The sequence below is a fragment of the Pseudomonas sp. G11 genome (assembly GCF_029457515.1).
In the GTDB taxonomy this organism is placed as follows: Bacteria; Pseudomonadota; Gammaproteobacteria; order Pseudomonadales; family Pseudomonadaceae; genus Aquipseudomonas; species Aquipseudomonas gorinensis.
The window spans coordinates 5,053,817-5,078,207 of the sequence record NZ_CP120377.1 but is presented as its reverse complement, the minus strand read 5'-3'; the positions used below and the strand labels follow the sequence as shown (position 1 = coordinate 5,078,207).

Annotated in this window: 18 protein-coding genes; 8 read left to right on the top strand and 10 right to left on the bottom strand. The window is 60.4% G+C overall.

The genetic code is table 11. The features are described from left to right. Positions 1-4 precede the first annotated feature (4 nt). Entirely contained in the window at positions 5-1,876 is a 1,872-nt protein-coding gene (locus P2T68_RS23235) for a 3-dehydroquinate synthase (RefSeq protein WP_277378345.1), read from the bottom strand. A 576-nt stretch (positions 1,877-2,452) separates the two neighbouring features. Further along, positions 2,453-3,391 (bottom strand): LysR family transcriptional regulator, encoded by a 939-nt coding sequence (locus tag P2T68_RS23230; RefSeq protein ID WP_024074727.1) that lies wholly within the window; start codon positions 3,389-3,391, stop codon positions 2,453-2,455. Between the two features lie 109 nt (positions 3,392-3,500). Between P2T68_RS23230 and P2T68_RS23225 the strand changes: the two genes are divergently transcribed. The 5 genes from P2T68_RS23225 to P2T68_RS23205 all read left to right on the top strand — a co-directional run bounded on the left by P2T68_RS23225 (position 3,501) and on the right by P2T68_RS23205 (position 10,472). Then, a complete protein-coding gene (locus P2T68_RS23225) occupies positions 3,501-5,000 on the top strand; it encodes a CoA-acylating methylmalonate-semialdehyde dehydrogenase (RefSeq protein WP_024074728.1) in 1,500 nt (499 codons plus the stop codon). A 467-nt stretch (positions 5,001-5,467) separates the two neighbouring features. Next, a complete protein-coding gene (locus P2T68_RS23220) occupies positions 5,468-5,773 on the top strand; it encodes a hypothetical protein (RefSeq protein ID WP_256581295.1) in 306 nt (101 codons plus the stop codon). Positions 5,774-6,024: 251 nt separating this feature from the next. Then, positions 6,025-7,275 (top strand): glycoside hydrolase family 68 protein, encoded by a 1,251-nt coding sequence (locus P2T68_RS23215; protein ID WP_024074730.1) that lies wholly within the window; start codon positions 6,025-6,027, stop codon positions 7,273-7,275. A 273-nt stretch (positions 7,276-7,548) separates the two neighbouring features. Continuing rightward, a complete protein-coding gene (locus tag P2T68_RS23210) occupies positions 7,549-9,534 on the top strand; it encodes a methyl-accepting chemotaxis protein (protein WP_024074731.1) in 1,986 nt (661 codons plus the stop codon). Positions 9,535-9,551: 17 nt separating this feature from the next. Then, a complete protein-coding gene (locus tag P2T68_RS23205; protein ID WP_024074732.1) occupies positions 9,552-10,472 on the top strand; it encodes a substrate-binding domain-containing protein in 921 nt (306 codons plus the stop codon). A gap of 573 nt (positions 10,473-11,045) precedes the next feature. Here P2T68_RS23205 and P2T68_RS23200 read toward each other — a convergent pair. From P2T68_RS23200 to xylA, 7 genes are all read right to left on the bottom strand, one after another. Next, positions 11,046-12,113, bottom strand: a complete 1,068-nt coding sequence (locus P2T68_RS23200) for an ABC transporter ATP-binding protein (protein ID WP_150293834.1) — start codon at positions 12,111-12,113, stop codon at positions 11,046-11,048. Further along, positions 12,110-13,684, bottom strand: a complete 1,575-nt coding sequence (locus tag P2T68_RS23195; RefSeq protein WP_150056391.1) for an iron ABC transporter permease — start codon at positions 13,682-13,684, stop codon at positions 12,110-12,112. The genes P2T68_RS23200 and P2T68_RS23195 overlap by 4 nt, the downstream gene beginning before the upstream one ends. 18 nt (positions 13,685-13,702) lie before the next feature. Continuing rightward, complete coding sequence (locus tag P2T68_RS23190) at positions 13,703-14,719, bottom strand: iron ABC transporter substrate-binding protein (RefSeq protein ID WP_277378343.1); 1,017 nt, start codon at positions 14,717-14,719, stop codon at positions 13,703-13,705. A 405-nt stretch (positions 14,720-15,124) separates the two neighbouring features. Continuing rightward, positions 15,125-16,261 carry a sugar ABC transporter permease gene (locus P2T68_RS23185; protein ID WP_193690475.1) on the bottom strand — a complete coding sequence of 379 codons (1,137 nt, stop codon included), beginning with the start codon at positions 16,259-16,261 and terminating at the stop codon, positions 15,125-15,127. Further along, positions 16,262-17,809 (bottom strand): D-xylose ABC transporter ATP-binding protein, encoded by a 1,548-nt coding sequence (gene xylG, locus P2T68_RS23180; RefSeq protein ID WP_277378342.1) that lies wholly within the window; start codon positions 17,807-17,809, stop codon positions 16,262-16,264. Positions 17,810-17,944: 135 nt separating this feature from the next. Continuing rightward, positions 17,945-18,943, bottom strand: a complete 999-nt coding sequence (gene xylF / locus P2T68_RS23175; RefSeq protein WP_277378341.1) for a D-xylose ABC transporter substrate-binding protein — start codon at positions 18,941-18,943, stop codon at positions 17,945-17,947. A 101-nt stretch (positions 18,944-19,044) separates the two neighbouring features. After that, the gene (gene xylA, locus P2T68_RS23170) at positions 19,045-20,361 is read right to left on the bottom strand and encodes a xylose isomerase (RefSeq protein ID WP_024074739.1); all 1,317 of its coding nucleotides are present in this window, start codon (positions 20,359-20,361) and stop codon (positions 19,045-19,047) included. A 140-nt stretch (positions 20,362-20,501) separates the two neighbouring features. Here xylA and P2T68_RS23165 point away from each other — a divergent pair, with 140 nt between their 5' ends. Then, positions 20,502-21,671: a XylR family transcriptional regulator gene (locus tag P2T68_RS23165; RefSeq protein WP_024074740.1), complete on the top strand. Its 1,170-nt coding sequence runs from the start codon at positions 20,502-20,504 to the stop codon at positions 21,669-21,671. Here P2T68_RS23165 and P2T68_RS23160 read toward each other — a convergent pair. Continuing rightward, complete coding sequence (locus P2T68_RS23160) at positions 21,668-22,381, bottom strand: autoinducer binding domain-containing protein (RefSeq protein WP_024074741.1); 714 nt, start codon at positions 22,379-22,381, stop codon at positions 21,668-21,670. The two genes, P2T68_RS23165 and P2T68_RS23160, sit on opposite strands and share 4 nt — an antisense overlap. A gap of 339 nt (positions 22,382-22,720) precedes the next feature. Here P2T68_RS23160 and P2T68_RS23155 point away from each other — a divergent pair, with 339 nt between their 5' ends. Together P2T68_RS23155 and P2T68_RS23150 are read left to right on the top strand one after the other, a co-directional pair. Beyond that, a complete protein-coding gene (locus P2T68_RS23155) occupies positions 22,721-23,305 on the top strand; it encodes an acyl-homoserine-lactone synthase (protein ID WP_024074742.1) in 585 nt (194 codons plus the stop codon). 76 nt (positions 23,306-23,381) lie between these two features. Further along, on the top strand, positions 23,382-24,386 hold the full coding sequence (locus P2T68_RS23150) for a GNAT family N-acetyltransferase (RefSeq protein WP_277378340.1): 1,005 nt from the start codon (positions 23,382-23,384) through the stop codon (positions 24,384-24,386). Positions 24,387-24,391: the final 5 nt, after the last annotated feature.

Genomic DNA, 24,391 nt, shown 5'->3' with positions numbered 1-24,391 from the left:
GGGCTCATTGTGCGTAGCCCTCACCCAGCGGCAGCGCGGCATCGCTGCGACTCAGCAGGCGTTGCAGGGCAGCTTCCATCTTCGCGTTGTCGATTTCGTGCAGGTCCACCGACTCACCGATGCGGCAGAGCATCGGGATCGACAGTTGCCCGCCCAGGTGCTGACGGAATTCCTCCAGCCCGAGCAATACCGGCGAGCGACCTTGCGCGTCCCGCAAGGCCAGCTCCGGTGGGCACAGGTTGAAACCGAGCGTGAGCAGCAACTGCGTGATCCGTTCGATGTCGGCATCGCCCAGCAGCCCCAGGGCATTGGCGTACACCCCATCCAGGGCCATGCCCACCGCCACCGCCTCGCCATGGCGCAGGCGGTGATGGCTGAGGTTTTCCAGTTTGTGCGCGGCCCAGTGCCCGTAATCCAGGGGCCGGCCGTTACCGCGTTCGAAGGGGTCGCCGGCCCCGGTGATGTGGTGCAGGTGCAGTTCGGCGCAGCGGCGAATGGCGTAGCGGCTGGCAGCGTGATCGAAATGGGCGAGGGCGTCGGCGTGCTGTTCCATCCATTCGAAAAAAGCCCGGTCCTTGATCAACGCCACCTTCACCGCCTCGGCCAGCCCGGCGATCTGGTCGCGGCGGGTGAGGCTGGTCAGCAGTTGAAAGTCATTGAGCACCGCCGTGGCGGGGTAGAAGGCGCCCAACAGGTTCTTCTGGCCGAAGGCATTGATGCCGTTCTTCACGCCGATACCGGCATCGTTCTGCGCCAGCACGGTGCTCGGGATACGGATCAGGCGAATGCCACGATGGAAGGTGGCGCAGGCGTAGCCCACTGCATCCAGCACCGCACCGCCGCCCAGGGCCAGCACGTAGCAATGCCGGTCCAGGCCGTGTTGCAGCATGTCGCTGTACAGCCGTTCCAGTACCTGCGCGTGCTTGCTCAGTTCACCGGCCGGCAGCGCAATCGGTGCCGCCTGCAGATGCAAGTCGGGATACGCGGCAAAGTAGCTGTCGATCTCTTCCAGCAGGTGCGGTGTGCTGAGCAACAGTTGTTCATCGGCGAACACCAGTACCGTCACCGGGCCGCTGTGCTGGGCGGTGAGTTGGCGATGCAGGCAAGGGTTGAGCGGGGTGAACAGGTGGTCGGTGAACACCACCGGGTAGTCATAACGGACTTCGAAGCGCCCGTGCAGCGCTTGCTCGGCGTGCGGCTTGCGCGCGGCCTTGAACAGGCTGTAGCCCGCCACAAACACCACCGGCAACACCATGCTGGCGAGGATCGTCACCAGCAGCGCGTTTTGCTCGATCAGGAATGTACCGATAGCCGTGTAGGCCAGGGCCAGGCCCGCGTTGGCCAGGGTGGTGATGACTGTAAATGCCCGCAGCGGATAGCGCTGCATGCCGGCGGCCACCACCGAGGTTTCCGCCAGTACCGGTACGCCACGCAGGCAAATCAGCGAGAGTGTGCCCAAGCGATACGCCAACTGCCCCGGTTGGCGCTGATGCAGGCCCAGGCGGCCTGACAGCAGGCGAAAATACCCGGCCCCCAGGGCGTACCCCAACCCGGCACCGAGGCACAGGCCAATGAAAATCACCAGGTAACCGCCCAGGCTGCCCAGCATCGCCACCGCCAGCAGCGCCACCAGGCTCGACGGTACGGGCAGCACCACGTCCAGCGCGAGCAGGGCAATCAGCAGCAGCGCCAGGTTGAATGTTTGCGTGGGGGTCGTCGGCTGATAGAGGTTGAGGTGTATCAGGACGTCTTGGATCTGTTGTTCGAACAACAGGAAGCTGGCGATGACCAGCCCCGAAAAGCACAGCAATGACAGCCAGAAATGTTCAACTGGCCCCTTTTTCGAGAACGCACGATACCACCGGCTGCGCTTCATCAAAGCATCCCTTTTGAGTGTTAAGACTTAAATTCCGTGTCTTGTGTTAACGCTGCGTCTGGTCGGTTTTCAGAGCAATAAAATTCCTCGCCTGGATGGCTGTTTATACGGGCAATGGCTGATTGCCTTCATGGTATGGATGAACTTAGTCGGTTGTGGTTTTTTTGCAAGTTTGTCGGGCGACAGCGTTTTAAAGCGCGACTGAAAGCAGGTCGAGACGGGTTTTATGTGATGGGATTTATTGATTGATTACAACGAGTTGCATAGTGTTTTGAATGACGCCAATAACCCGTCAAACGTGTTTGTCTTGAATGAGTCATTGATGTTCAAGTGCGCGAAGCGTGTTGTTTTCGGGGATGAATTATTGCCGTTCGCTATATAGCGTTGTTCCACGTTGTATTTGTCGAGAATGATTCCGTTTAATGTGGGTGTGCTCACGCCGTGGAATTGTTTCGGGAACGTCCTGCAACTAAAGGGACCTGCGTTATTGGCCTTTAAACCCGTTGTGTGCAGCGTTGCCCGCAATGCTGCGGGGTGCGCACGGATGCGCTCAAGAGGCCACTGAGCCGGGGTGCGCTAACCGAGGAAACGAAAGCCGCTAGAGAGTTTTTCCTTGAGGTAACCCACCAGCGCACTCACCGACTTGGGTACATGGGGCGAGTAGGGCCGAATCAGGTAGATCTCATCGGCAAACGCGCCCTTGAGCGTCCAGTCCTTGAGCACCTGCACCAGTTTGCCGCCGGCCAGGGCGGCGTGGGCGCTGAAGTCCGGGAGCAGGGCGATGCCCAGGTGGTTGAGCGCCGCGTCGCGCAGGGCTTCGCTGTTGTTGGTGGAGAAGCTGCCGGCGATGGGCACGGTGACCCGTTCGACTTTCCTGCTGCCGCGCTCGAAGGTCCAGGCCGGTTGGTCGGTGCCGCGCGGGTAATAGAGGCAGTTGTGTGCGCTGAGGTCGGCGGGCGCGCGCGGTTCACCGTGGCGTTGCAGGTAGTCACGGCTGGCAACCAGCACTGAGGTGGTGTCGCACAGCTTCCAGGCCACATGGGTTTCCGGTACCTGGAAACCGTGGCGCACCGCCAGGTCGTAGCCTTCGGCGGCCAGCGAGCTCAAGGCGTCCGACACGTCCAGTTGGATACGCACCTGCGGGTAGTGCTGGAGGAACTCCGACAGGTGCGGCACCAGCTGTTGCCGGGCGAATGCCACGGGGGCGGTCAAGCGCACCAGGCCACGAATCTCGCCGGCGGAATCGCGCACGGACGAGAAGCTGCGGGCGATTTGCTCATAGGCACCGCGCACTTCACGGGTCAACGACAACCCGGCATCGGTCAACCGCACGCTGCGCGTGGTGCGCGTCACCAGGCGTGTGCCGGTGGCTTTCTCCAGGTCGGAAATACGCTGGCTGACCGCGGATTTACTCACCCCCAGGCGCGCGGCGGCAGCGGTGTAGGTGCCGTGTTCCTCCAGCACTGAGAGCCAGTGAATGTGGGTCCACAGCCCTTCGATCTCGGATTTTTCCATGGGGTTATTGTTCGCTTATGAGGACAATCAGTTCTGGATTCTGCTCTGGTTTGGAACAAACCGAAAGCCTATCGTGTGTCCCAACGCAACCCACCTGGGATCTACTGCCATGACTACAACAATCGAGCACTACATCAACGACCAGCGCGTCAGCCGCGATGATCGCTATCAGGACGTCTACAACCCGGCCACCGGCGAAGTGACCGGCCGCGTCGCCCTGGCCAGCCGGCAGACGGTCGATGAGGCCGTCGCCGCCGCGCAAGCCGCGTTCACCCGTTGGGCTGACACCCCACCGATCCGCCGCGCCCGCGTATTGTTCGAATACCTGCACCTGCTGCGTGAGCGCAAGGACGACCTGGCGCGCATCATCGTTGCTGAACACGGCAAGGTCTTCACCGATGCCCAGGGCGAAGTCGACCGTGGTATCGACATCCTCGAATTCGCCTGTGGCATTCCCAACCTGCTCAAGGGCGAACACTCCGACCAGGTTTCCCGTGGCATGGACAATTGGACGATGCGCCAGCCCCTGGGCGTGGTCGCCGGCGTCACACCGTTCAACTTCCCGGTGATGGTGCCGATGTGGATGTACCCGATCGCCATCGCGGCGGGCAACACCTTCATCCTCAAGCCAAGCCCGACCGACCCGAGCGCCTCGCTGTTCATGGCCGAGCTGCTGCATGAAGCCGGCCTGCCCAAAGGTGTATTCAACGTGGTGCAGGGCGACAAGGAAGCGGTGGACGCGCTGATCGCACACCCGGACGTCAAGGCCGTGAGCTTTGTCGGCTCCACGCCGATCGCCCAATACATCTACGAAACCGGCGCGCGCAACGGCAAGCGCGTCCAGGGCCTGGGCGGCGCAAAGAACCACATGGTGGTAATGCCCGACGCGGATATCGAGAAAACCGTCGACGCGCTGATGGGCGCCGCCTACGGCAGTGCCGGCGAACGCTGCATGGCCATCTCCGTCGCGGTGCTGGTGGGCGATGTGGGCGACAAAGTCATCGCCGCCCTGACCGAACGAGCCAAGCAACTGCGCATCACCGACGGCCGCGACCTCAAGGCCGAAATGGGCCCGATCGTCTCGCGCGCCGCCCTGGAGCGCATCAGCGGCTACATCGAACAAGGCGTGCAGGCCGGCGCGCAACTGCTGCTCGACGGGCGTGACTATGTGCCTACCGAAGCGGGCCTGGAAAACGGCTTCTGGCTCGGCGCGACCTTGTTCGACCACGTGACCAAAGAGATGAGCATCTACCGCGAAGAAATCTTCGGCCCGGTGCTGGCCTGTGTGCGCGTGAATGACTTTGCCGAGGCGGTGAAGCTGGTCAACGACCACGAGTTCGGCAACGGCGTCAGCTGCTTTACCCGCGACGGCAACATTGCCCGCGAGTTTGCGCGGCGTATCGAAGTGGGCATGGTCGGCATCAACGTACCGATCCCGGTGCCGATGGCCTGGCACGGGTTTGGTGGCTGGAAGAAGAGCCTGTTTGGCGACATGCATGCCTACGGTACCGAAGGCGTGCGCTTCTACACCAAGCAGAAGTCGATCATGCAGCGCTGGTCGGAAAGCATCGAGCAGGGTGCGGAGTTTGCGATGCCTGTGTCCAAATAACGCTTGGAAGAACACCGCAGGGCAAATGTGGGAGGGGGCTTGCCCCCGATGGCGGTGGATCAGTCGTAGAGATGTCGACTGACCCACCACCCTCGGGGCCAAGCCCTAATGCCATTCAGTTAAGCGTACATCGCCTTCTGTAGGAGCGAGCTTGCTCGCGAAAAACGTCAACGATAATGCGTGTTTCCTGAATGAACGCGGCGCCTGTAAGTTCTTCGCGAGCAAGCTCGCTCCTACAAAAAAGCCTTAACTGAACGGCATTAGGGCAAGCCCCCTCCCATTTTTTTGACCGCGTAAGGGTTGACGATTCAGTGATTCAAGAATACTGTACATAAACACAGTGTTTAAGCGCTGATCGACCAACACTCGGCAACTTCAGCCATGCCAAACACTGTGTGCAAGTTAACGGATTAACTTGATGCACAGGCTCGTTATACCGAGCCGTTTTATATCGAGAGAGGGAACTCATGTCCTATCCAGAACGCAAACTCATCGGCTTGACCGGTTTCACCTTGGCGCAGAATGCCAATATCCTTTCTGAACGTAATTGTTTTGGCGAGCGCAGCCAAAACAAAGGCATGTTGGATGGCAAGGGCAGCGGGATGTTCACTGATACAAACAGTGTGCCGCCGATCACCCATCAGAAGTCGCCTAAAACACAATGGACGGCAACTTCCAACGACGCCCAAACCTTGAAGGCGGCGGCGCAAGCCAAGGGCTTTACCCAGAAGAACGCCGGGGCCAAGGCCGCGGCGCGGGTGTTCGGTGATTGATTGGCTCGCTTTCTACTGAGCTGTCATTTATTGCAAGTGCCACTGTATTTATATCAAGGATATAAACACAGTGATGGCCTTTGTAATCTAAATAATCCCTCATGTTGTGATATTCAGGCTTCCATGTTAAACCTGTTTTCGCACTTGCAGATGCAACTATCATATGCTCTTTCAGTCGCCATTAAGTTGTGGGCTGTCAGGTGCTATTTAATCTTCGCTTGTCACTTAAGCGTCAGCAAAAGGACATCATCATGAAACATGCGAATCACACACCCACTCGCTGGACACGGGCCGATGCGCTGAAAGTTAATGAAAATGACCCGACGACGACACAGCCGTTAGTGAGTCCTGACTTTCCTGTCATGAGTGACACGGTCTTTATCTGGGACACCATGCCATTGCGTGAACTCGATGGCACGGTGGTATCGGTGGATGGCTGGTCAGTGATCTTCACCCTGACCGCCGATCGTCGCCCCCATGATCCACAATTCATCAACGCCGATGGCCGCTACGACATCAAGCGCGATTGGGAAGACCGCCATGGTCATGCGCGTATCTGCTACTGGTATTCGCGTACCGGCAAGGACTGGATCTTCGGCGGCCGTGTCATGGCCGAAGGGGTTTCGCCGACCACCCGTGAATGGGCGGGCACGCCGATCCTGTTGAATAACAACGGTGATATCGACCTGTACTACACCTGCGTCACGCCGGGTGCCACGATTGCCAAAGTCAGGGGCCAGGTTGTCACCTCGGACACCGGTGTCACCCTCCAGGGCTTTGATCAGGTCAAGTCGTTGTTCGAGGCCGATGGCACCTACTACCAAACCGAAGCACAGAACGCGACCTGGAACTTTCGCGATCCCAGCCCCTTTATCGACCCCGTCGATGGCAAGTTGTACATGGTGTTCGAAGGCAATGTGGCCGGCGAGCGCGGGACTCACGAAGTGGGCCCGAACGAGCTGGGACTGGTGCCACCGGGGCATGAGGACGTGGGCGGCGCCCGCTACCAGGTGGGTTGCATCGGCATCGCCGTGGCCAAGGACCTCAACGGTGACGAGTGGGAAATCCTGCCGCCGCTGGTGACTGCCGTCGGGGTGAATGACCAGACCGAGCGCCCGCACTATGTGTTCCAGGACAACAAGTACTACCTGTTCACCATCAGCCACAAGTTCACCTACGCGGATGGCGTGACGGGTCCGGATGGCGTCTATGGCTTTGTCAGCGATCATCTGTTCGGCCCCTATGCACCGATGAATGCGTCGGGGCTGGTACTCGGCAACCCGCCTTCGCAGCCGTTCCAGACGTACTCTCACTGCGTGATGCCCAACGGCCTGGTGACGTCGTTCATCGACAGCGTACCCACCACCGGCGATGACTACCGCATCGGCGGGACCGAAGCGCCGACGGTCAGGATCGTGTTGAAGGGCGCTCGCTCGTTTGTGCAGGAGTCTTATGACTACGGCTACATTCCGGCGATGCGGGATGTGGTGTTGAGCCAGTAACCCCAGTGCAAAAGCCAGCCTGATTTCATCAGGTAGGTGGGAGGGGGCTTGCCCCCGATGGCGGTGTATCAGGCACATATACAGTGACTGTCACTCCGCTATCGGGGGCAAGCCCCCTCCCACATTTTTTTGAGCGCGTTACAGCCTGTCTTCACCGCTCAAGTCCCAGCCCACCCGGCCGATACAGGCACTAGCACCACGAGTGATCCCGAACTCGTAGGGGCACGCCTGGTCGTCGCTCAGGTCAACGAATAAAAATCAAAAGGGGTGGCCATGACCATATTGCAGCGTGTGATCGGCGGGTTTGCGGTGTTGGTGCTGTTACTGCTGATCATGGCGGGGATCAGCTATCAGAACACGCAGTCCATCAGCAGTCGCTTGACCATTATTACCGGCCAGTCGGCGCCCTTGAGCCGGGCCGCCAGTGAACTGTATGTGCATATCCTGCGCGCCAACCAGGCGTTGCTGGCCATCCAGATCAGCACCGACCCCAAGCAGATCGAGGACGGCAAGCGACCGTTTACCGAGAGCATCGCCCAGTTCAATCAGTTACTCGACAGCACCGTTGCCTACACAGGCGAGCATGAAGCGCTGCGGGCGAACCTGGCGCAGCAGCGCCAAGAGGTAGCGGCCTACGCCGAACAGGCGCAGGCGTTGATGACGTCCCACTTGCAACATGTGCAGCAGTTGGCGCTGACGCGCAAACTGCAAGGCTACAGCAGTGCGCAGGCCATGCAGTTGACCAGCTATTTGCGTGATTACATCGCGCATGCGCGCAGTGTTGGCGAGCCGCAACAGGTTGCCGCAGCGGAAAAGCTGCTGCTGGAAGTCAACAAATCCTACGATGGCTTCGCGGCCCATGCTGTCACGCCCGCCATTGATAAATTACAGCGTGTGCTCAATCTGCAAGACGAAGTGATCAGCACCCGGGCCCAGGCCCTGACGGCGATTGACCCGCGGGTCGGGCGGATTGCCGGGGTCATGGTCAACCGCCTGCTGACGGATCTGACCGCCCCTGACGGCTTGTTCCAGGCCTACCAGGTGGAGGCGAAACTGGCCGCGCAGGTGCAGCAGCAACGCAATGCGGTGGAGGCGGCGCTGAAAGCCACCCTGGACAGGATTGGCGAGTTTGGCAGCCAGTCCCTGGAGGTGGCCAACCAGGCCAGTCAGTCTGCCAATGCCACCATCGGCACCAGCCGCAGCTTGCTGTTGATCGCGTGTGTGCTTGCGGTGCTGGCGGCGGTGTTGATTGGCACCTGGGTCGCCTTCAGCTTGCGGCGTCCGCTGGCGGCGTTTCGCGAAGTCCTCAAGACGCTCACTGCGGGCGACATGCGGGTCAGTTTCGATGTCAGCCGTAAAGATGAGTTCGGTGAGTTGGGGGGGTACCTGAACGAACTGACCAAGGCCCTGCAGAAAACCTTCCGTGAATTGATCAGCTCTGCCGATGCACTGGCCGTGACCGCCGGCAGCAACGCCTTGAACAGCGAACAGACCACCCGTGTGGTGGATGAGCAGAAGGACCGGTTGCAATCGGCAGCCTCGGCCATGACGCAGATGGAAAGCACGGTCGAAGAGGTGGCCCGGCGCGCGCAGGACACCCGCCAGGCCGTGGACGACACGAGTGAGCTCACCCACAAGGTGCAGGCGCGCGTGGCCGAGACCATCGTCAATATCCGCCAGCAGGCTGACCAGGTGAACAAAGCCACGCAGGTGACCGATGAGTTGCAGAAGTACGGGCAGAACATCGAGGGCATTGTGGTCGCCATTCGCACCATTGCCGAACAGACCAACCTGCTCGCCCTGAATGCGGCGATCGAAGCGGCCCGTGCCGGCGAGCAGGGACGTGGTTTTGCGGTAGTGGCCGATGAAGTGCGTTCCCTGGCCAGCCGTACCCAGACCTCGACCAGCGAAATCCAGGACATGATCGGGCTCATGCAGGAAAAAATTCACTCGGTGGTGCACGTGATGAACGAAAGCCAGGCGCAGTCCAGCCAGTGCGTGTCCCTGGCCTCGGGTGCCGGTGACTTGCTGCTGTCGATGAGCGATTCGGTCGACAGTATCCGCGACATGAATATTCAGATTGCCGCCGCCACCGAGCAGCAGAGCGCCACGGTGCAGGAAACCAGTCGGATGGTCATCCAGATCAACGATTCGGCCCAGCAGACGGCAGACGGTGCCGAGCAGTCTGCCATCAGCAGCCACGAGCTGTCGGACATGGCCAAGGTGCAGCGCGAGCTGCTCCATCATTTCAGCGTTTGAGCCGCGGGAGTCAGAACATGAAAGCATGGTTAATGCTCGCCTTGGGGGCGACGCTGTTCATTCCGGGCCCAACCCAGGCCGCCACGCCCTTGCTGGGTGTGGGCATGGCAAAATACGACGACAACTTCCAGACCCTGCTGCGCAATGGGGTGCAGCAACAGGCCAGCGTCATGAACGTCGACATCTTTATGGAGAACGGGCAGGACAGCATCGATTTGCAGATGCGCCAATTCCGCAACCTGGTCAACGCCAAGGTGGACGCGATTATCGTCGCGATGGTTGACGGCAAAAGTGCGGCGCAAATGATGCAGTTGGCCACGGACGCAAAGATCCCGCTGGTATTCGTCAACCGCAATCCGAACCCGGAAAAGTGGCCGGCGCAGACCGCGTTTGTCGGCTCCAACGAGTTGGAGTCGGGGACGTTGCAGATGGAAGAGCTGGCGCGCCGCGCCGGTTACAAGGGCAATGTGGTGATTCTGGTGGGCGACCCGGCCAACGCATCCTCCTTGATGCGCACCGAAGACGTGGAAAAAGTCGTCGCCAAATACCCGGATATGAAAGTCGTCCAGAAAAAAGTCGGTAACTGGGAGCGTAGCCAGGCTGCCACGATTGTCATTGACTGGATCAAGCAGGGCGTCGATTTTTCGATCATCGCGGCCAATAACGATGAAATGGCGATCGGCGCGATCATGGGATTGGAAAAGGCCGGCAAGCAGGCCAAGGACTACTGGGTCGGCGGCATCGACGGCACCCCGGACGGTTTGAAATTGATGGCTGAGGGCAAGATGGCGGTCAGCGTATTTCAGGACGCCGCAGGCCAGGCCGGCGGCGCAGTGGACACCGCACTGCGCCTGGTACGCGGTGAGGTGCTGGAGTCGACGGTGGTCTGGGTGCCGTTCAAGTTGATCACACCGGAGAATCGCCAGGCGTTTGAATAGGGGCTCGGACTGAGCACCTCGATCCAGCCTTGGAACGCGGTCAAATGCATCGCCTTCTGTAGGAGCGAGCTTGCTCGCGAAAAACGTCAACGATAACGCGTGCTTCCTGAATGAACGCGGTGCCTGTGAGTTCTTCGCGAGCAAGCTCGCTCCTACAAAAAAGCCTTAGCTGAACGGCATGCGGGCTTGCCCTAATGCCGTTTCAGTTAAGCGTACATCGCCTTCTGTAGGAGCGAGCTTGCTCGCGAAAAACCTCAACGATAACGCGTGTTTCCTGAATGAACGCGGTGCCTGTGAGTTCTTCGCGAGCAAGCTCGCTCCTACAAAAAAGCCTTAACTGAACGGCATGCGGGCTTGCCCTAATGCCGTTTCAGTTAAGCGTACATCGCCTTCTGTAGGAGCGAGCTTGCTCGCGAAAAACGTCAACGATAACGCGTGCTTCCTGAATGAACGCGGCGCCTGTGAGTTCTTCGCGAGCAAGCTCGCTCCTACAAAAAAGCCTTAACTGAACGGTGTTAGGGCAAGCCCGCTTGTTCAGGGGCGCGCCAACGTTGTGTAGATACCTCGCAAAACTCAGCGGGGGCTGAGGGCCGCTGGTTTTTTCAGCACATGGGCCATGCCCACCGTGCTGAGATACACCACGCTGCCTGGGTTTGGCGCTTGCAGACCCGAGCTGCGCACCAGGATGGCCTGGCCAGGCGCGTCCTCGCCCGGTTGCAACGCCACGGTCAGGGTGCAGGTATTGCCGCCGAATTCGCGCTCGGTGACCACGCCACGGCAGCCGGATTCGTCGGTGGTACTCAGGTGCAGTTGCTCCGGGCGCAGCATGATCTGTGCCGCACCATGATTGGCCTGGCTGTCGACCGACACGCGACCCAACGCACAGTGAGCCCAGCCCGCCTCAATCCGCGCGGGCATGACCACGGCTTCGCCGAGAAATAACGCGGTTTGTTCGTCCACGGGGTACTGATAAAGGTTCATCGGATGACCCGATTGCACCAGGCGCCCCTGGCGCATCACCGCCAACTGGTCGGCGAACGACAGCGCCTCACTCTGATCATGGGTGACCAGGATCGTGGTGATGTTCGCATCACTCAGCAACCGCGCCACCATCTTGCGCATGGCCGAGCGCAGGCCGGTGTCCAGCGCGGAAAACGGTTCATCCAGCAGCATCAGCCGGGGCTGTTGCGCCAAGGCCCGCGCCAGCGCCACGCGCTGCTGTTGGCCGCCGGACAGCTCGTGGGGCCAGCGCCGGGCCATGTTGGCGTCGAGGGCCACGCTGTCCATCAGTTCGGCGATGCGTTCGTGCCGTGCAGCGTGCTTGGCCGCGAGGCCGAAGCCAATGTTGTCGGCCACAGTCATGTGCGGGAACAACGCACCATCCTGCGGCACATAACCGATCTGGCGCTGGTGGGCCGGCACGGCGTGGATGTCGTCGACCAGCACCTGGCCGTTCAGGGTCAGGCTGCCGCTGTCGGGGAATTCAAAGCCGGCAATCATCCGCAGCAAGGTGGTCTTGCCGGAGCCGGAAGGCCCGACGATCACCGTGCGGCTGCCGTTGGGCACCGCCAGGCTGACGTCGGCCAAGGCTGCTTGGGTGCCGAAGGTTTTGCAAAGAGCAGTGAGTTCGAGGGCGTTCATCGGCCGGCCGTGCGTTTGGATTGGTGGTAGAGGAGGCCGGTCAACGGCAGTGAGAGCAGGATCATGATCAACGCGTAAGGCGCGGCGGCGGCGTAGTCGATCTCGCTGGTCATCGCCCAGAAACCGGTGGCCAGGGTGCGCGTGCCGTTGGGCGCGAGCAACAGGGTGGCGGTCAGCTCGTTGGTGATCGCCAGGAACACCAGCGCCGCTCCTGCAGCGGCGGCCGGGGCCGCCAGGCGCATCGTGATCAGCCACAGGGCGCGGCCCGGCGAGCGGCCAAGGCTGCGCGCCATGTTTTCCAGTTCCACCGGCGCCTGGGCGATACCCGCACGCAGGCTCACCAGCGCCCGTGGCAGGAACATCAGCAGGTAGGCGAGCAGCACGGTGATCGTCGTCTGGTAGATTGGCCGGGCGAAGTGGATGGTCACCGTGACCAGCGCCAGTGCCACGACAATGCCGGGCAACGAACTGGTGATGTAGTTGCAGCTTTCCAGGATGCGTTGCAGGCGCCCCGGCGCACGAATCGACAGCCAGGCAATCGGTACCGCCGCGCAGGTGGTCAACACCGCACCGGCAATGCCCAGCAGCACGGTTTGCTCCAGCGCCGGCAGCAGCTCGCTGAACTGCCAGACCTCACGCCCACCGGCGACCAGCCATTTGCCCAGGGTGACCAGCGGCACGCCGAGGGCCAATGCACAGGTTGCGGCTTGCAAGCCGAGGGAGAGCATGCGGGTGACGGCGCTCAGCCGCACGATGCGTTGCTCACGGGCACTGCCGGAACCGACCCGGGCATAACGTGCATGGCCGCGCGAGGCGGATTCGACGGTGAGCATCGCCAGGCAACACAGGGCCAGCACCGCCGCGAGCATATTGGCCGCCGGGCCGTTGAAGGTGGACTTGAACTGATCGAAAATCGCCGTGGTGAAGGTGTCGAAGCGGATCATCGCGTACAGGCCATATTCGGCCAACAGATGCAGGCCGACCAACAGCGCACCGCCGCAGATCGCCAGGCGCAACTGCGGCAACACCACCCGCCGGAACACCGCCCAGGGCTTGAGGCCCAGGGATTCGGCCACGTCTTCAATCGCAGGGTCCAGCCGGCGCAGGGTCGCCGCCACCGGCAGGTACAGAAACGGGAAATAGGCGATCACCGACACCAGCACACCGGCCGGCAATCCATGGATCGACGGCACGAGGCTGACCCACGCGTAACTGTGCACAAACGCCGGCACCGCCAGCGGCGCGACCGCCAGCAACGACCAGGCACGGCGGCCGGGCAGGTCGGTGCGCTCGGTCAACCATGCGAGCGCGACGCCCAATACGATGCACAACGGCAAGGTGAACAGCACCAGTAGCACGGTGTTCGTCAGCAACTCGCCGACGCGAGGGCGCCATACCAGCGCTTCGATTTGCGCCCAGCCGATTTGCCACGACACGCCGATCACAAACGCAATCGGCAGCAGCGCCAACAACGAAACCAGTACCGACAAACTGGTGACCCACGTGCCCCCACGGCTTTTGAACAGTCCGTGGGGGCGTTTGCGTAGCTGCGCGTGGGCGATGCCGGGTATCGACGATTCAGGCAACAATCAGAGCAGTCCGGCCTGGGTCATCAGCTCGACAGCCTTTTTGCTGTTGAGTTTCGACGCGTCGACCTTAGGTGCATCCAGTTGCGCCAGTGGCATCAGTTTGGGGTTGGATTGGGCGTTCTGGCCGACCGCGTATTCGAACGAATTGCCGTCCTTGAGGACCGCCTGGCCGTCTTTGCCGGTGATCCACTTCAAGAAGGCCTGGGCCTGTTCCTGATGCTTGCTGGAGGCCAGGACACCGGCACCGGAGATGCTCACAAACGCGCCCGGGTCCTGGTGCTTGAAGTAGTGCAGCTGGGTGTTCTTGCTGTTTTCACCGGTCTTGGATTGGTCGACGAAGCTGTAATAGTGATAGATCACACCGCTGTCGACCTGGCCGGCGTTGACGGCCTTGAGCACGGCGCTGTTGCCTCGGTAGATGCTCGCGTTGGCCTTCATTGCCTTGAGCCAGTCGAGGGTCGCGGCTTCGCCCTTGAGTTCAAGCACGGCGGCGACGATGGCCTGGAAGTCGGCACCGGCCGGTGAAGCGGCCCAGCGGCCTTTCCAGCTTGGCGAAGCCAGGTCCAGCAGGGATTTAGGCAGGTCGCCCTCTTTCAGTTTGCTCGGGTTGTACACGAACACGGTGGAGCGCGCAGCGATGCCCACCCATTTGCCATGAGCCGGGCGGTAGGCGGCGTCCACCTGTTGCAGGGTGGCCGGCGCGACCGGCGCGAACAGGCCTGCGTTGTCCACCAGCACCATGGCCGGGGAGTTTTCGGTGAGGAACACATCCGCCGGAGAGGCCGCGCCTTCCTGCACGAGCTGGTTACCCATCTCGGTGTCGTCGCCATTGCGGATCGTCACCGGAATCCCGGTTTCCTGGGTGAACCCTTCGACCCAGGCCTTGGTGAGGCTTTCATGCTGGGCGTTGTAGACCACGATGCCGACCGGCTCGCTGGCGGCATACACATGCCCGGCGCTGACCAGGGCGGTGGCCAGCAGGGCTTTTTTGACGAACGAAGGAAGGCGGGTGGTCATGCGGTGAGCGCTCCGGGTTTGTATGGCGACACGGGAAATCCGCTAGAGGTCGATTGAGACGAAACCAATAGGAATCATTTGCATGTTTAGGCGCGGCGAATGTAGAGCCGGGAATGAGAAAAAAACGTCAAAAAAATGTGATAAACGGGTCGCGAGCGCACGGGGTTGAAGGTGGTCGAAGCGTTTTGGGGGGCCAATCATCAGCTATTGACGTGGGGAGCGATTGCCTACCTCTTTTATCTTGGGGTTACCCCATTCAAGAAAGCTGCTGGCACTGTAGATGTCGACTGACCGACCGCCATCGGGGGCAAGCCCCCTCCCACAGTTTTGACCCCGTTCAGGCAGTGATTTTTGAGGCGGTCAATGTGGGAGGGAGCAAGCCCCTCCCACATTTATCCTGCATTCCTACCGCCGACCTGTGCGGGTACTCACATCCACCCACACCGCCAGCACCAGGATGCTGCCCTTCACAATCATCTGCCAATAACTGTCCACATCCAGCATCGACATGCCGTTATCCAGGCTGGTGATCACCAGCGCCCCGAGCAGCGCGCCATACACCGTGCCCGAGCCGCCGCGCATGGATGTACCGCCGATGAAGCACGCAGCGATGGCGTCGAGTTCGCCCATATTGCCCGCCGACGGTGAGCCCGCCGCGAGGCGCGCGGTGTTGACCAGGCCGGCGAGGGCGCACATCACGCCCATGATCCCGAAGATCCACAGTTTCACCGCCTGCACATTGATACCTGACAGGCGCGTGGCTTCCATGTTGCTGCCCACCGCATACACGCGGCGGCCGAACACGGTCTGGCTGGTGACGTAGCTGAACACGCCAAGCAGCACCAGCAACAGCAGCACCGGCACGGGAATGCCGTCGTAGCTGTTGAGGGTGGTGACGAACCCAGCCAGCACCGCGCCGATCACCACCACGCGCAGTACGTCCCGCACCAGCGAGTGCGCGGCCAACCCGTGCAGTGCGCGGTTGCGCCGTTGTTTCCAGGTCAAGAACAGGGTCAGGGCAAACAGCAGGACCCCAAGGCCAAGCCCCACCGAATGCGGCAAATACCCCTGGCCCACATACACCAGCGATGGCGACACCGGCGCAATGGTGGTGCCGCCGGTAATCCCCAGCAGAATCCCGCGAAACGCCAACATGCCACCCAGCCCAACGATAAACGACGGGATGCGCAGGTAGGCGGTCATGTAGCCGTTGGCCAAACCGATCGTCAAGCCACACAGCGCCACCAGGCTGAGGTTGGCCAGCAACGGCATGTGATAGACCACATCCAGGATCGCCGCGAGCCCGCCGAGCAAGCCGAGCAATGAGCCCACCGACAAATCGATCTCCCCGCTGATGATCACCAGCACCATGCCGCAGGCCAGGATCCCGGTGATCGACATCTGCCGCAGCAGGTTGGACAGGTTGCGCGGAGTGAGGAAACCGCCTTCGGTCTGCCAGCTGAAAAACAGCCAGATAAACGCCACGGCGATCACCAGGGCGAGCATTTTGTAGCGGGTAAACAGCTGTTTGACCTGATTCATCTACGCGGTTTTCCGATCGTTATTATTGTTTTGGCTGAGCGCGGCGGCGAGCACCTGTTCCTGGGTGAGCCCCTCGTTGATGAAGTCGCCCCGCAACTGGCCGTCGCCGATCACCAGCACGCGGTTGGACACGCCGAGCACTTCGGCCAGCTCCGACGAGACCATGATGATCGATACACCTTCGGCCGCCAGCGCGCCCATCAGTTTGTAGATCTCATACTTGGCCCCTACATCCACCCCGCGTGTGGGCTCGTCGAGGATCAGCACCTTGGGCTTGGCCATCAGCATTTTCGCCAGCACGGCTTTTTGCTGGTTGCCGCCGGACAGGCTGGTGATCGGCAAGAACGGGCTGGCCGTCTTGAGGTGCATGCGCGCGATCTGTTGGTCGATGCTGCCCAGTTCGGCCTCGGCGTCGATACGGGTCAGGTGCGCATAGGTGTCGAGCACCGCCAGGGTGATGTTCTGGCCCACGCCCAGGTCGGGAATGATGCCTTGGCGCTTGCGGTCCTCGGGCACCATGCACAGCCCGGCGCGGATCGATTTAAGCGGTGTGCGCGTGTCGATCAGTTGGCCGTCCAGCCACACCTCGGCGCTGTAGCGGCCGGGGTAGGCGCCGAACAGCGCCGACACCAGCTCCGTGCGCCCGGCGCCCACCAAGCCGGCGATGCCGAGGATTTCGCCGCGCTTGAGCACGAAGGAAATATCGTCGACGCGTTTGCGCTTGGGGTTGTCGACGTCGTAGCAAGTCACGTGGCGCGCCTCGAAGATCACCTCGCCCACGGCATGGGGCTCGGTGGGGTAGAGGTTGCTCATCTCGCGTCCGACCATCTGCGTGATGATGCGCGGGATATCCATATCGGTCATGGCGGTGGTCGCGATGTGTTTGCCGTCGCGAATCACTGAGATGGTGTCGCACACCGCCGCGACTTCATCGAGTTTGTGGGAGATGTACACGCAGGCCACGCCCTTGGCCTTGAGGTCGCGGATGATGTCGAGCAGCACCTCGATCTCAGAGCGGGTCAGGGCCGAAGAGGGCTCGTCGAGGATCAACAAGCGCGCCTTTTTGTTCAGAGCCTTGGCGATTTCCACCAGTTGCTGGTAGCCGCCGCCATACTGCGACACCGGCAGCGCGACGTTCATGTCCGGCACCTTGAGTTCGCGCATCAACGCTTCGGCGCGGTGTAGCATCGCCGGGTAGTTCATGCGCCCGCCGGGCAAGGTCAGCTCGTGGCCCATGAAGATGTTCTCGGCCACCGACAGGTCGGGCACCAGGGTCAGTTCCTGGTGGATGATGACGATACCGGCGGCCTCGGTTTCGCTGATGGACTGGGCCTTGAGCGGTTGCCCGTCCCAGAGGATTTCACCCTCCCAGGTGCCGTGCGGATAGACGGCCGACAGCACCTTCATCAAGGTCGACTTGCCGGCACCGTTCTCACCGCACAGGCCGACACATTCCCCCGGCCGCACCTTGATATCGATGCCGTTCAGCGCGTGGACACCGCCAAAGGTTTTGACGATGCCGTTCATTTGCAGCAGGTAGTCGGACATGACCATGGCTCACACAAAAGGCCGAAGAAACGCGGGTTCCCGTAGGAGCGAGCTTGCTCGCGAAGAACCCGAGGACACCGCGTTCATCCTCAATGCCCGCGTTATCGTTGACGTTTTTCGCGGGCAAGCCCGCTCCTACTGGCCAATCTGCTCTTTGGTATAGAACCCGTCCTTTTCCAACAGGTCGATGTTCGCCTTGGTCAGCGGGGTCGGGGTGAGCAGGATGGTGTCGACTTTCTTGCTGCCATTGTCGTACTGCGAGCTGTACGTCGGTTTCTCGTTACGCGCCAACTGCACCGAGAGCTTGGCGGCTTCGGTGGCGATCAGCTTGAGCGGCTTGTACACGGTCATGGTCTGGGTGCCGTTGATCACGCGCTTGACCGCCGCGAGGTCGGCGTCCTGGCCCGAGATCGGCACCTTGCCCGCCAGCTTCTGCGCGGCCAGGGCCTGGATCGCACCGCCGGCGGTAGCGTCGTTGGAGGCGACGATGGCGTCGATCTTGTTGTTGTTCCGGGTCAGGGCGTTTTCGACGATGCTCAGGGCTTCGGTGGGGTTCCATTCCTTGACCCACTGCTGGCCGACAATCTTGATGTCGCCCTTGTCGATGGCCGGTTGCAGCACTTTCATCTGGCCTTCGCGCAGCACCTTGGCGTTGTTGTCGGTGGGCGCGCCGCCGAGCAGGAAGTAATTGCCCTTGGGCGCCGCTTGCAGCACGCCGCTGGCCTGCATCTCGCCGACTTTTTCGTTATCGAAGGAGATATACGCGTCGATGTCGGCGTTGAGGATCAGGCGGTCATAGGACACCACCTTGATCCCGGCTTTCTTGGCCTCGGCCACGGCGTTGGTCAACACGGTGGCGTTGAACGGCACGATCACGATCACGTCGACGCCACGGGAGATCAGGTTTTCGATCTGGGAAATCTGCTTCTGCTCATTGGCATCGGCAGACTGCACGAAGACCTTGGCATCGAGTTTTTCCGCCGCGGCAACGAAGTAGTCACGGTCACGGGACCAGCGCTCCAGGCGCAGGTCGTCGATGGAAAAACCGATTTTCGGGTGGGCAGAGTCAGCCATCACCGGCAGGGCGAACAGGGCCAGGGCGGTGGCGAGCAGGGTACGTTTGAATGACTTCATGGTGGTGCGTCCTTTTATTGTTGTTGGAAAGACACAGCGTGATGCGGGTAGAACTGTAGAGCGTCCTTCGACGCTCCGTGCACAGATTTGTCGCGCAAATGTCACCGATAAATAAACCGGTTGACCACTCCCTCCAGCATCTCTTGCCGACCACTCACGGCCTGTGGGTTCAGTTCATGGGCAAACGCATGTTCGGCCAGCGACTCCAGGCTGAACTCACCGGCCAGCACGGCTTGGCCCAGTGGCTGCTGCCAGCCCGCATAACGCTGGTCCTTGAACTGCTGCAACTGGTCGTTCTGCACCATGGCCGCCGCACGTTCCAGAGCCAGGGCGAGTACATCCATGGCGGCGACATGCCCGTGGAACAAGTCCACCTCGTCCAGGCTCTGGCGGCGCACCTTGGAGTCAAAGTTATAGCCGCCATTCTTGAACCCGCCAGCCTTGAGGATTTCATACGTGGCCAGGGTCATTTCCTCGACGCTATTGGGGAACTGGTCAGTGTCCCAACCGTTCTGCGGGTCGCCGCGGTTGGCGTCGATGCTGCCGAAGATCCCCAGGGACACGGCGGTGGCGATCTCATGATGAAAACTGTGCCCGGCCAGGGTCGCGTGGTTGGCCTCGATATTCACCTTGATCTCATGTTCCAGCCCGTACTCATGCAAAAAGCCGAACACCGTGGCGCTGTCGTAATCGTACTGGTGCTTGGTCGGCTCCTGGGGCTTGGGCTCGATCAGCAGGTCGCCCTTGAAGCCGATCTTGTGCTTGTGCTCCACCACCATGCGCATAAAGCGCCCGAGCTGTTCGCGCTCGCGCTTGAGGTCGGTGTTGAGCAGGGTTTCATAACCTTCACGGCCGCCCCAGAGTACGTAGTTGGCACCCTTGAGCCGCAGGGTAGCGTTCATCGCGCTGAACACCTGGGCGGCAGCGTAGGCAAACACTTCAGGGTCGGGGTTGCTCGCTGCGCCAGCGGCAAAGCGCGGGTTGCTGAAGCAATTGGCGGTGCCCCACAGCAGCTTGATACCGGTTTGTTCCTGATGGCGCTCCAGGTGGTCGACCATCTGCGCGAAGTGGTTGCGGTACTCCTTGAGCGAGCTGCCTTCCGGCGCCACATCGGTGTCGTGGAAGCTGTAGTAGTCGATGCCCAGCTTGGAGAAAAACTCAAAGGCCGCGTCAGCCTTGCCGATGGCCACTTCCATCGGCTCACCGCTGCGTTGCCACGGGCGCTTGAAGGTGCCCATGCCAAACATATCCGCCCCCGGCCACACAAAGGTGTGCCAGTAACAGGCGGCCATGCGCAGGTGCTCGCGCATCGGTTTGCCGAGGATCAGCTTGTTCGCGTCGTAATGGCGGAAGGCGAGGGGAGAGTCGCTGGCAGGGCCTTCGAAGCGCACCTGATCGACACCGGGGAAGTACGGCATGGGCGTGTTCCTTATTGTTCTTGGCGATGTCTGGATACTAGCAACGGCACCTGGGCTGCTGATTATGAAAATCACCAAGGTGTAGTGCGATTTTGAGTGGCGAGGGCTAGTCTGTTACCACTGGCCCCCGGATAAAAACAATGAAAACCCTACCGCCCGTCCACCGCATCGCCCTGTTGTTCAACGGCAGCAAAATCTACGACCGTGGCATCATCGCCGGCATCGGCAACTACCTGAGCAGCACGCGCGCGTCCTGGGATTTGTTCCTGGAAGAGGATTTCCTCTGTCGCCTGCGCGGCATCGAGCGCTGGCAGGGTGACGGCATCATTGCCGATTTCGATGACCCGCTGATCGGCGAGGCATTGGCCGATTGCAAACTGCCGGTGGTGGCCGTGGGCGGCTCTTATGAAGATGCGCGCGCCTACCCCAAGGGCATTCCCTACGTCGCCACCGATAACCATGCCTTGATGAAGCTGGCCTATGAGCATTTGATCGAGGCCGGGTTGACCCGCTTTGCCTGTTTCAGCCTGCCCGAAGCCCAGGCCAATCGCTGGGCCCAGGAGCGCGAAAAAGCCTTTCGCCGCCTGCTGCAACGCGATGGCCTGCACGTCGAGGTCTATCGTGGCCTGGGGACCAGTGCGCCGTTGTGGGACAGCGCGGTGGAACAGCAGATCGCCTGGCTGCACAGCCTGCCCAAACCGATTGGCATCATCGCCGTCACCGACGCCCGCGCGCGGCAGTTGCTGCAGGCCTGCCTCACGGCCGGGATCGCGGTGCCGGAGGAGGTGGCGTTGATCGGCATCGACAACGATCCGCTGACCCGCACCCTGACGCGGGTGCCGCTCAGTTCGGTGATCCAGGGCACCGAGACCATGGGGCGTACGGCCGCCGCGCTGTTGCATCAGATGCTGCACGGCAAACCCTGCGCGGGCACGCAGATTCTGGTACCGCCGGAGGCGATCAATGTGCAGGCTTCCAGCGTGCATCAACCCTTGGGTAATCCGTATGTGATGCAGGCGCTGCTGTTTATCCGGCAGTACGCCTGCCAAGGCATCAAGACCGCGCAGGTGGCGGCCTATGTCGGTGTGTCGCGCTCATCCCTGGAAGCGCATTTTCGCAAGGCGCGTGGTTGCAGCGTGCATGACGAGATCCTGCGCTTCAAACTCGCGGCCGCCGCCAAGGGCCTGGAAAGCCACGAACTGGCGATTGCCGATATTGCCGCCAAGTGTGGCTTCAAGTCGGCGCAGTACCTGCACACGGTGTTTCGCCGCGAGTTCGGCTGTACGCCGCGCGAGTACCAGCAGGGCTAAAAAAGTAACCCCAGCAAGGAGGCTTTGACGGCCGCTTCTGCTTTGTTGCTGGCCTGGAGTTTGCGCATGGCGTTGACCAGATGAAACTTCACGGTCCGTGTGTCGATGTTGAGGATCATGCTGATCTCGACATAGGTTTTGCCCAGGGCCGTCCACCTCAAGGTCTCTTTTTCCCGTGCGGTCAGGGCGCGGTGGATGTCTGGCAAGCACTTTTCGGAAAAGAAGCGCGTCATCGATTCGTGTGCCAACTGCGTCAGCCAGATCAACTTGTTCTCGATGTGCTCGAGTTCCGTGGTCGAGATGTATTCACTGGAGCGCGACACCGAGAGCAATCCAATCGCGTTAGGGCCGCGTTGCGACGACAAGCACCAACCATGATTAAGCTGGTAATGGCGCGCTTCCTCCCAGAAGGCCAGGTGTTGCTGCTGTTGGGCGGCGGACCAGTGCAGCGGGATGGAGCGGGTCAGGCCATGGGCGACAGTGGGGTCTTGGGAGAAGTAGTTTTCGCTGACGTACTTCTGTTCCCACGAGCGGGGGTAGTTGGAAATCAGTACATATTGCGAAGCGCTCGACGGCAATGGAACTTTTAATCCATAAGAGCAGAATTCGAAGCCTAAGTTGGACGTTATCGTGTGAAGTTTATTGAAGAGTTCATGTTCGGTCGCGCAGTCGGACACGGCCTCTATTAATGTTTCGCGCCATTCTTTCACCAATAATACCTTCCGTGGTCAACGCCCCTGATGCTGGGAGGCGGGAGCGGATTATACAGGCTCTGCGGGCGATGAAGGGCGTGCGGTTGCGGGGTATCGAGTTGCCTGAAAAAGTCGGCAACACCGCATTCGACGTGGGACGCAGGTGAAATGAAGTCAGTAGTCGGCGCATTAAGCTTGATTATTTATTAGTACGGCAGTACTAGAAAGTCGGTTTTTGACCCATAAGTTCTGCCTAGGCGGCGAGGGCTTCGATCGACCTGCCCATTTGGGCAGCTACTCACACAGTGATGGGTTTGTTGTACTTGCTTAATCATATTGGCTGGCTGGGTAGTTGGCATGCTTACGGCAATAACAGGGACGGTTGGCGAACTTTTGCCAGGGATGGCACGCGCGTTGGCTAACTATCGGTACGAAGTATTCGTTAAAACATTGGGTTGGCCGTTACATTGCGAGGAGGGTATTGAACTGGATGCGTTTGATCGTCCAGATACTGTCTATGTAGTGGCCTGTGATCGTGATCGCGAAATATTTGGTTGTGCCCGACTGCTTCCCACTAATGGGCCGTATTTGTTGGGGGAAGTTTTTCCGCATTTGATGGGTGCAAGTTCCCCGCCTTTTTCGCCGGGTATCTGGGAGCTTTCCCGGTTTGCCATCAGCCAGCCCAAGGGCCAGGTATTAACCGCCGCGCAAGCTTGGAAAAATACAGTAACGCTGGTTCGGGAAGTCATTGATGTTGCGCGCTCCAAGGGCGCTTTTCGATTGATCGCGTTCAGTGCGGTAGGCAATGAACGTTTGCTCAAGCGGATGGGCGTCAATACCCGCCGGATTTCACCGCCACACCTGATCGATAACCAGAGCGTTGTGCCTTTCTGGATTGAGATCGACGACCAAACCACCCGTGCCTTATGCCTGGCCGCCTGAACACCCATGCCACGCAGGTGGGACGAGAATATCGATGAGCAGAGTCATAGGTTTGGCCGCGTGCGACTGGTATGCCTTGCAGCATCTGGACCAGCAGGTGTCGGTGGTGGGGCGCACGCAGCAACAGATTGAACAGCGCGTGATAGCAGCCTGCGAGCATTCGGCCACCGAACATAACATCCCGGTGGCGTGGCAAGACGAACACGGTAACCTCGTTGCCTTTTGCATTGTGCATTTCGATCGGCGCGCCACGATCAATGGGGTGGGCACTGCCTATTTTTCAACCCTGATCGCGTTACCCCAGGCAAGCGCCTTGCAGGCGCTGATGCACAGTTCAATCGACTATATAAACAGCTCGCGGTTGTTGCCCCGGCAGGTGACTGAGTTGGTCGGCCCCCTCCACAGTTCATTCCTGATTGAGCGCGGGCTGCGTACGTTCGAGTCCGACTTTAATGTGTTTTCATTGCCCGCCAATACGCTGGCACTCGCGGATGCAATGACCGAGGCGGGTTTCCACAAAGAAAAAGACCTGATCGAGATTGTCTTTGAACCGCCTGCCCAGGGTTATCAATACCAGGCCTTGGAAGACAAACTCACGCAACGATTGGCCGATATCCAGTTTGTTCATTGTGGCCAGGATGAGCTGGTCGCCAAGAGTCAGCAATTGGCCGACTGTTATAACCGCGCCTGGGAACGCAACTGGGGTTATAGCCCGGCGTCGAAAGGGCAGTTTGAAGTGGCGGCGCGCAATATCAATAATATTTCTGCGTTGATCGCCGAGCGGCACGGTGAAGTGGTCGGTTTCACTATGTTTGCACCCGCCTTGAATCAACAGGGGTTATATGGCCGGGCGTTTTTCACTGGTGTCGCGCCGGCTTATCAACGCAAGGGATTGTCGGTTGCGCTCACGCTGAAGTTATCCGCGATTGCATTAAGTGTGGTCGGACGCGGACGCATCAGTGTGTCCTGGATGCTCGAAGATAACATCATGGTACTGCGCACCATGCGCCACCTGACTCAAGAGGGTGTTTGCCATGAACGCGCTTATCGAATTTATAGATATGCCACGCCGGCTGAATGAGAGTG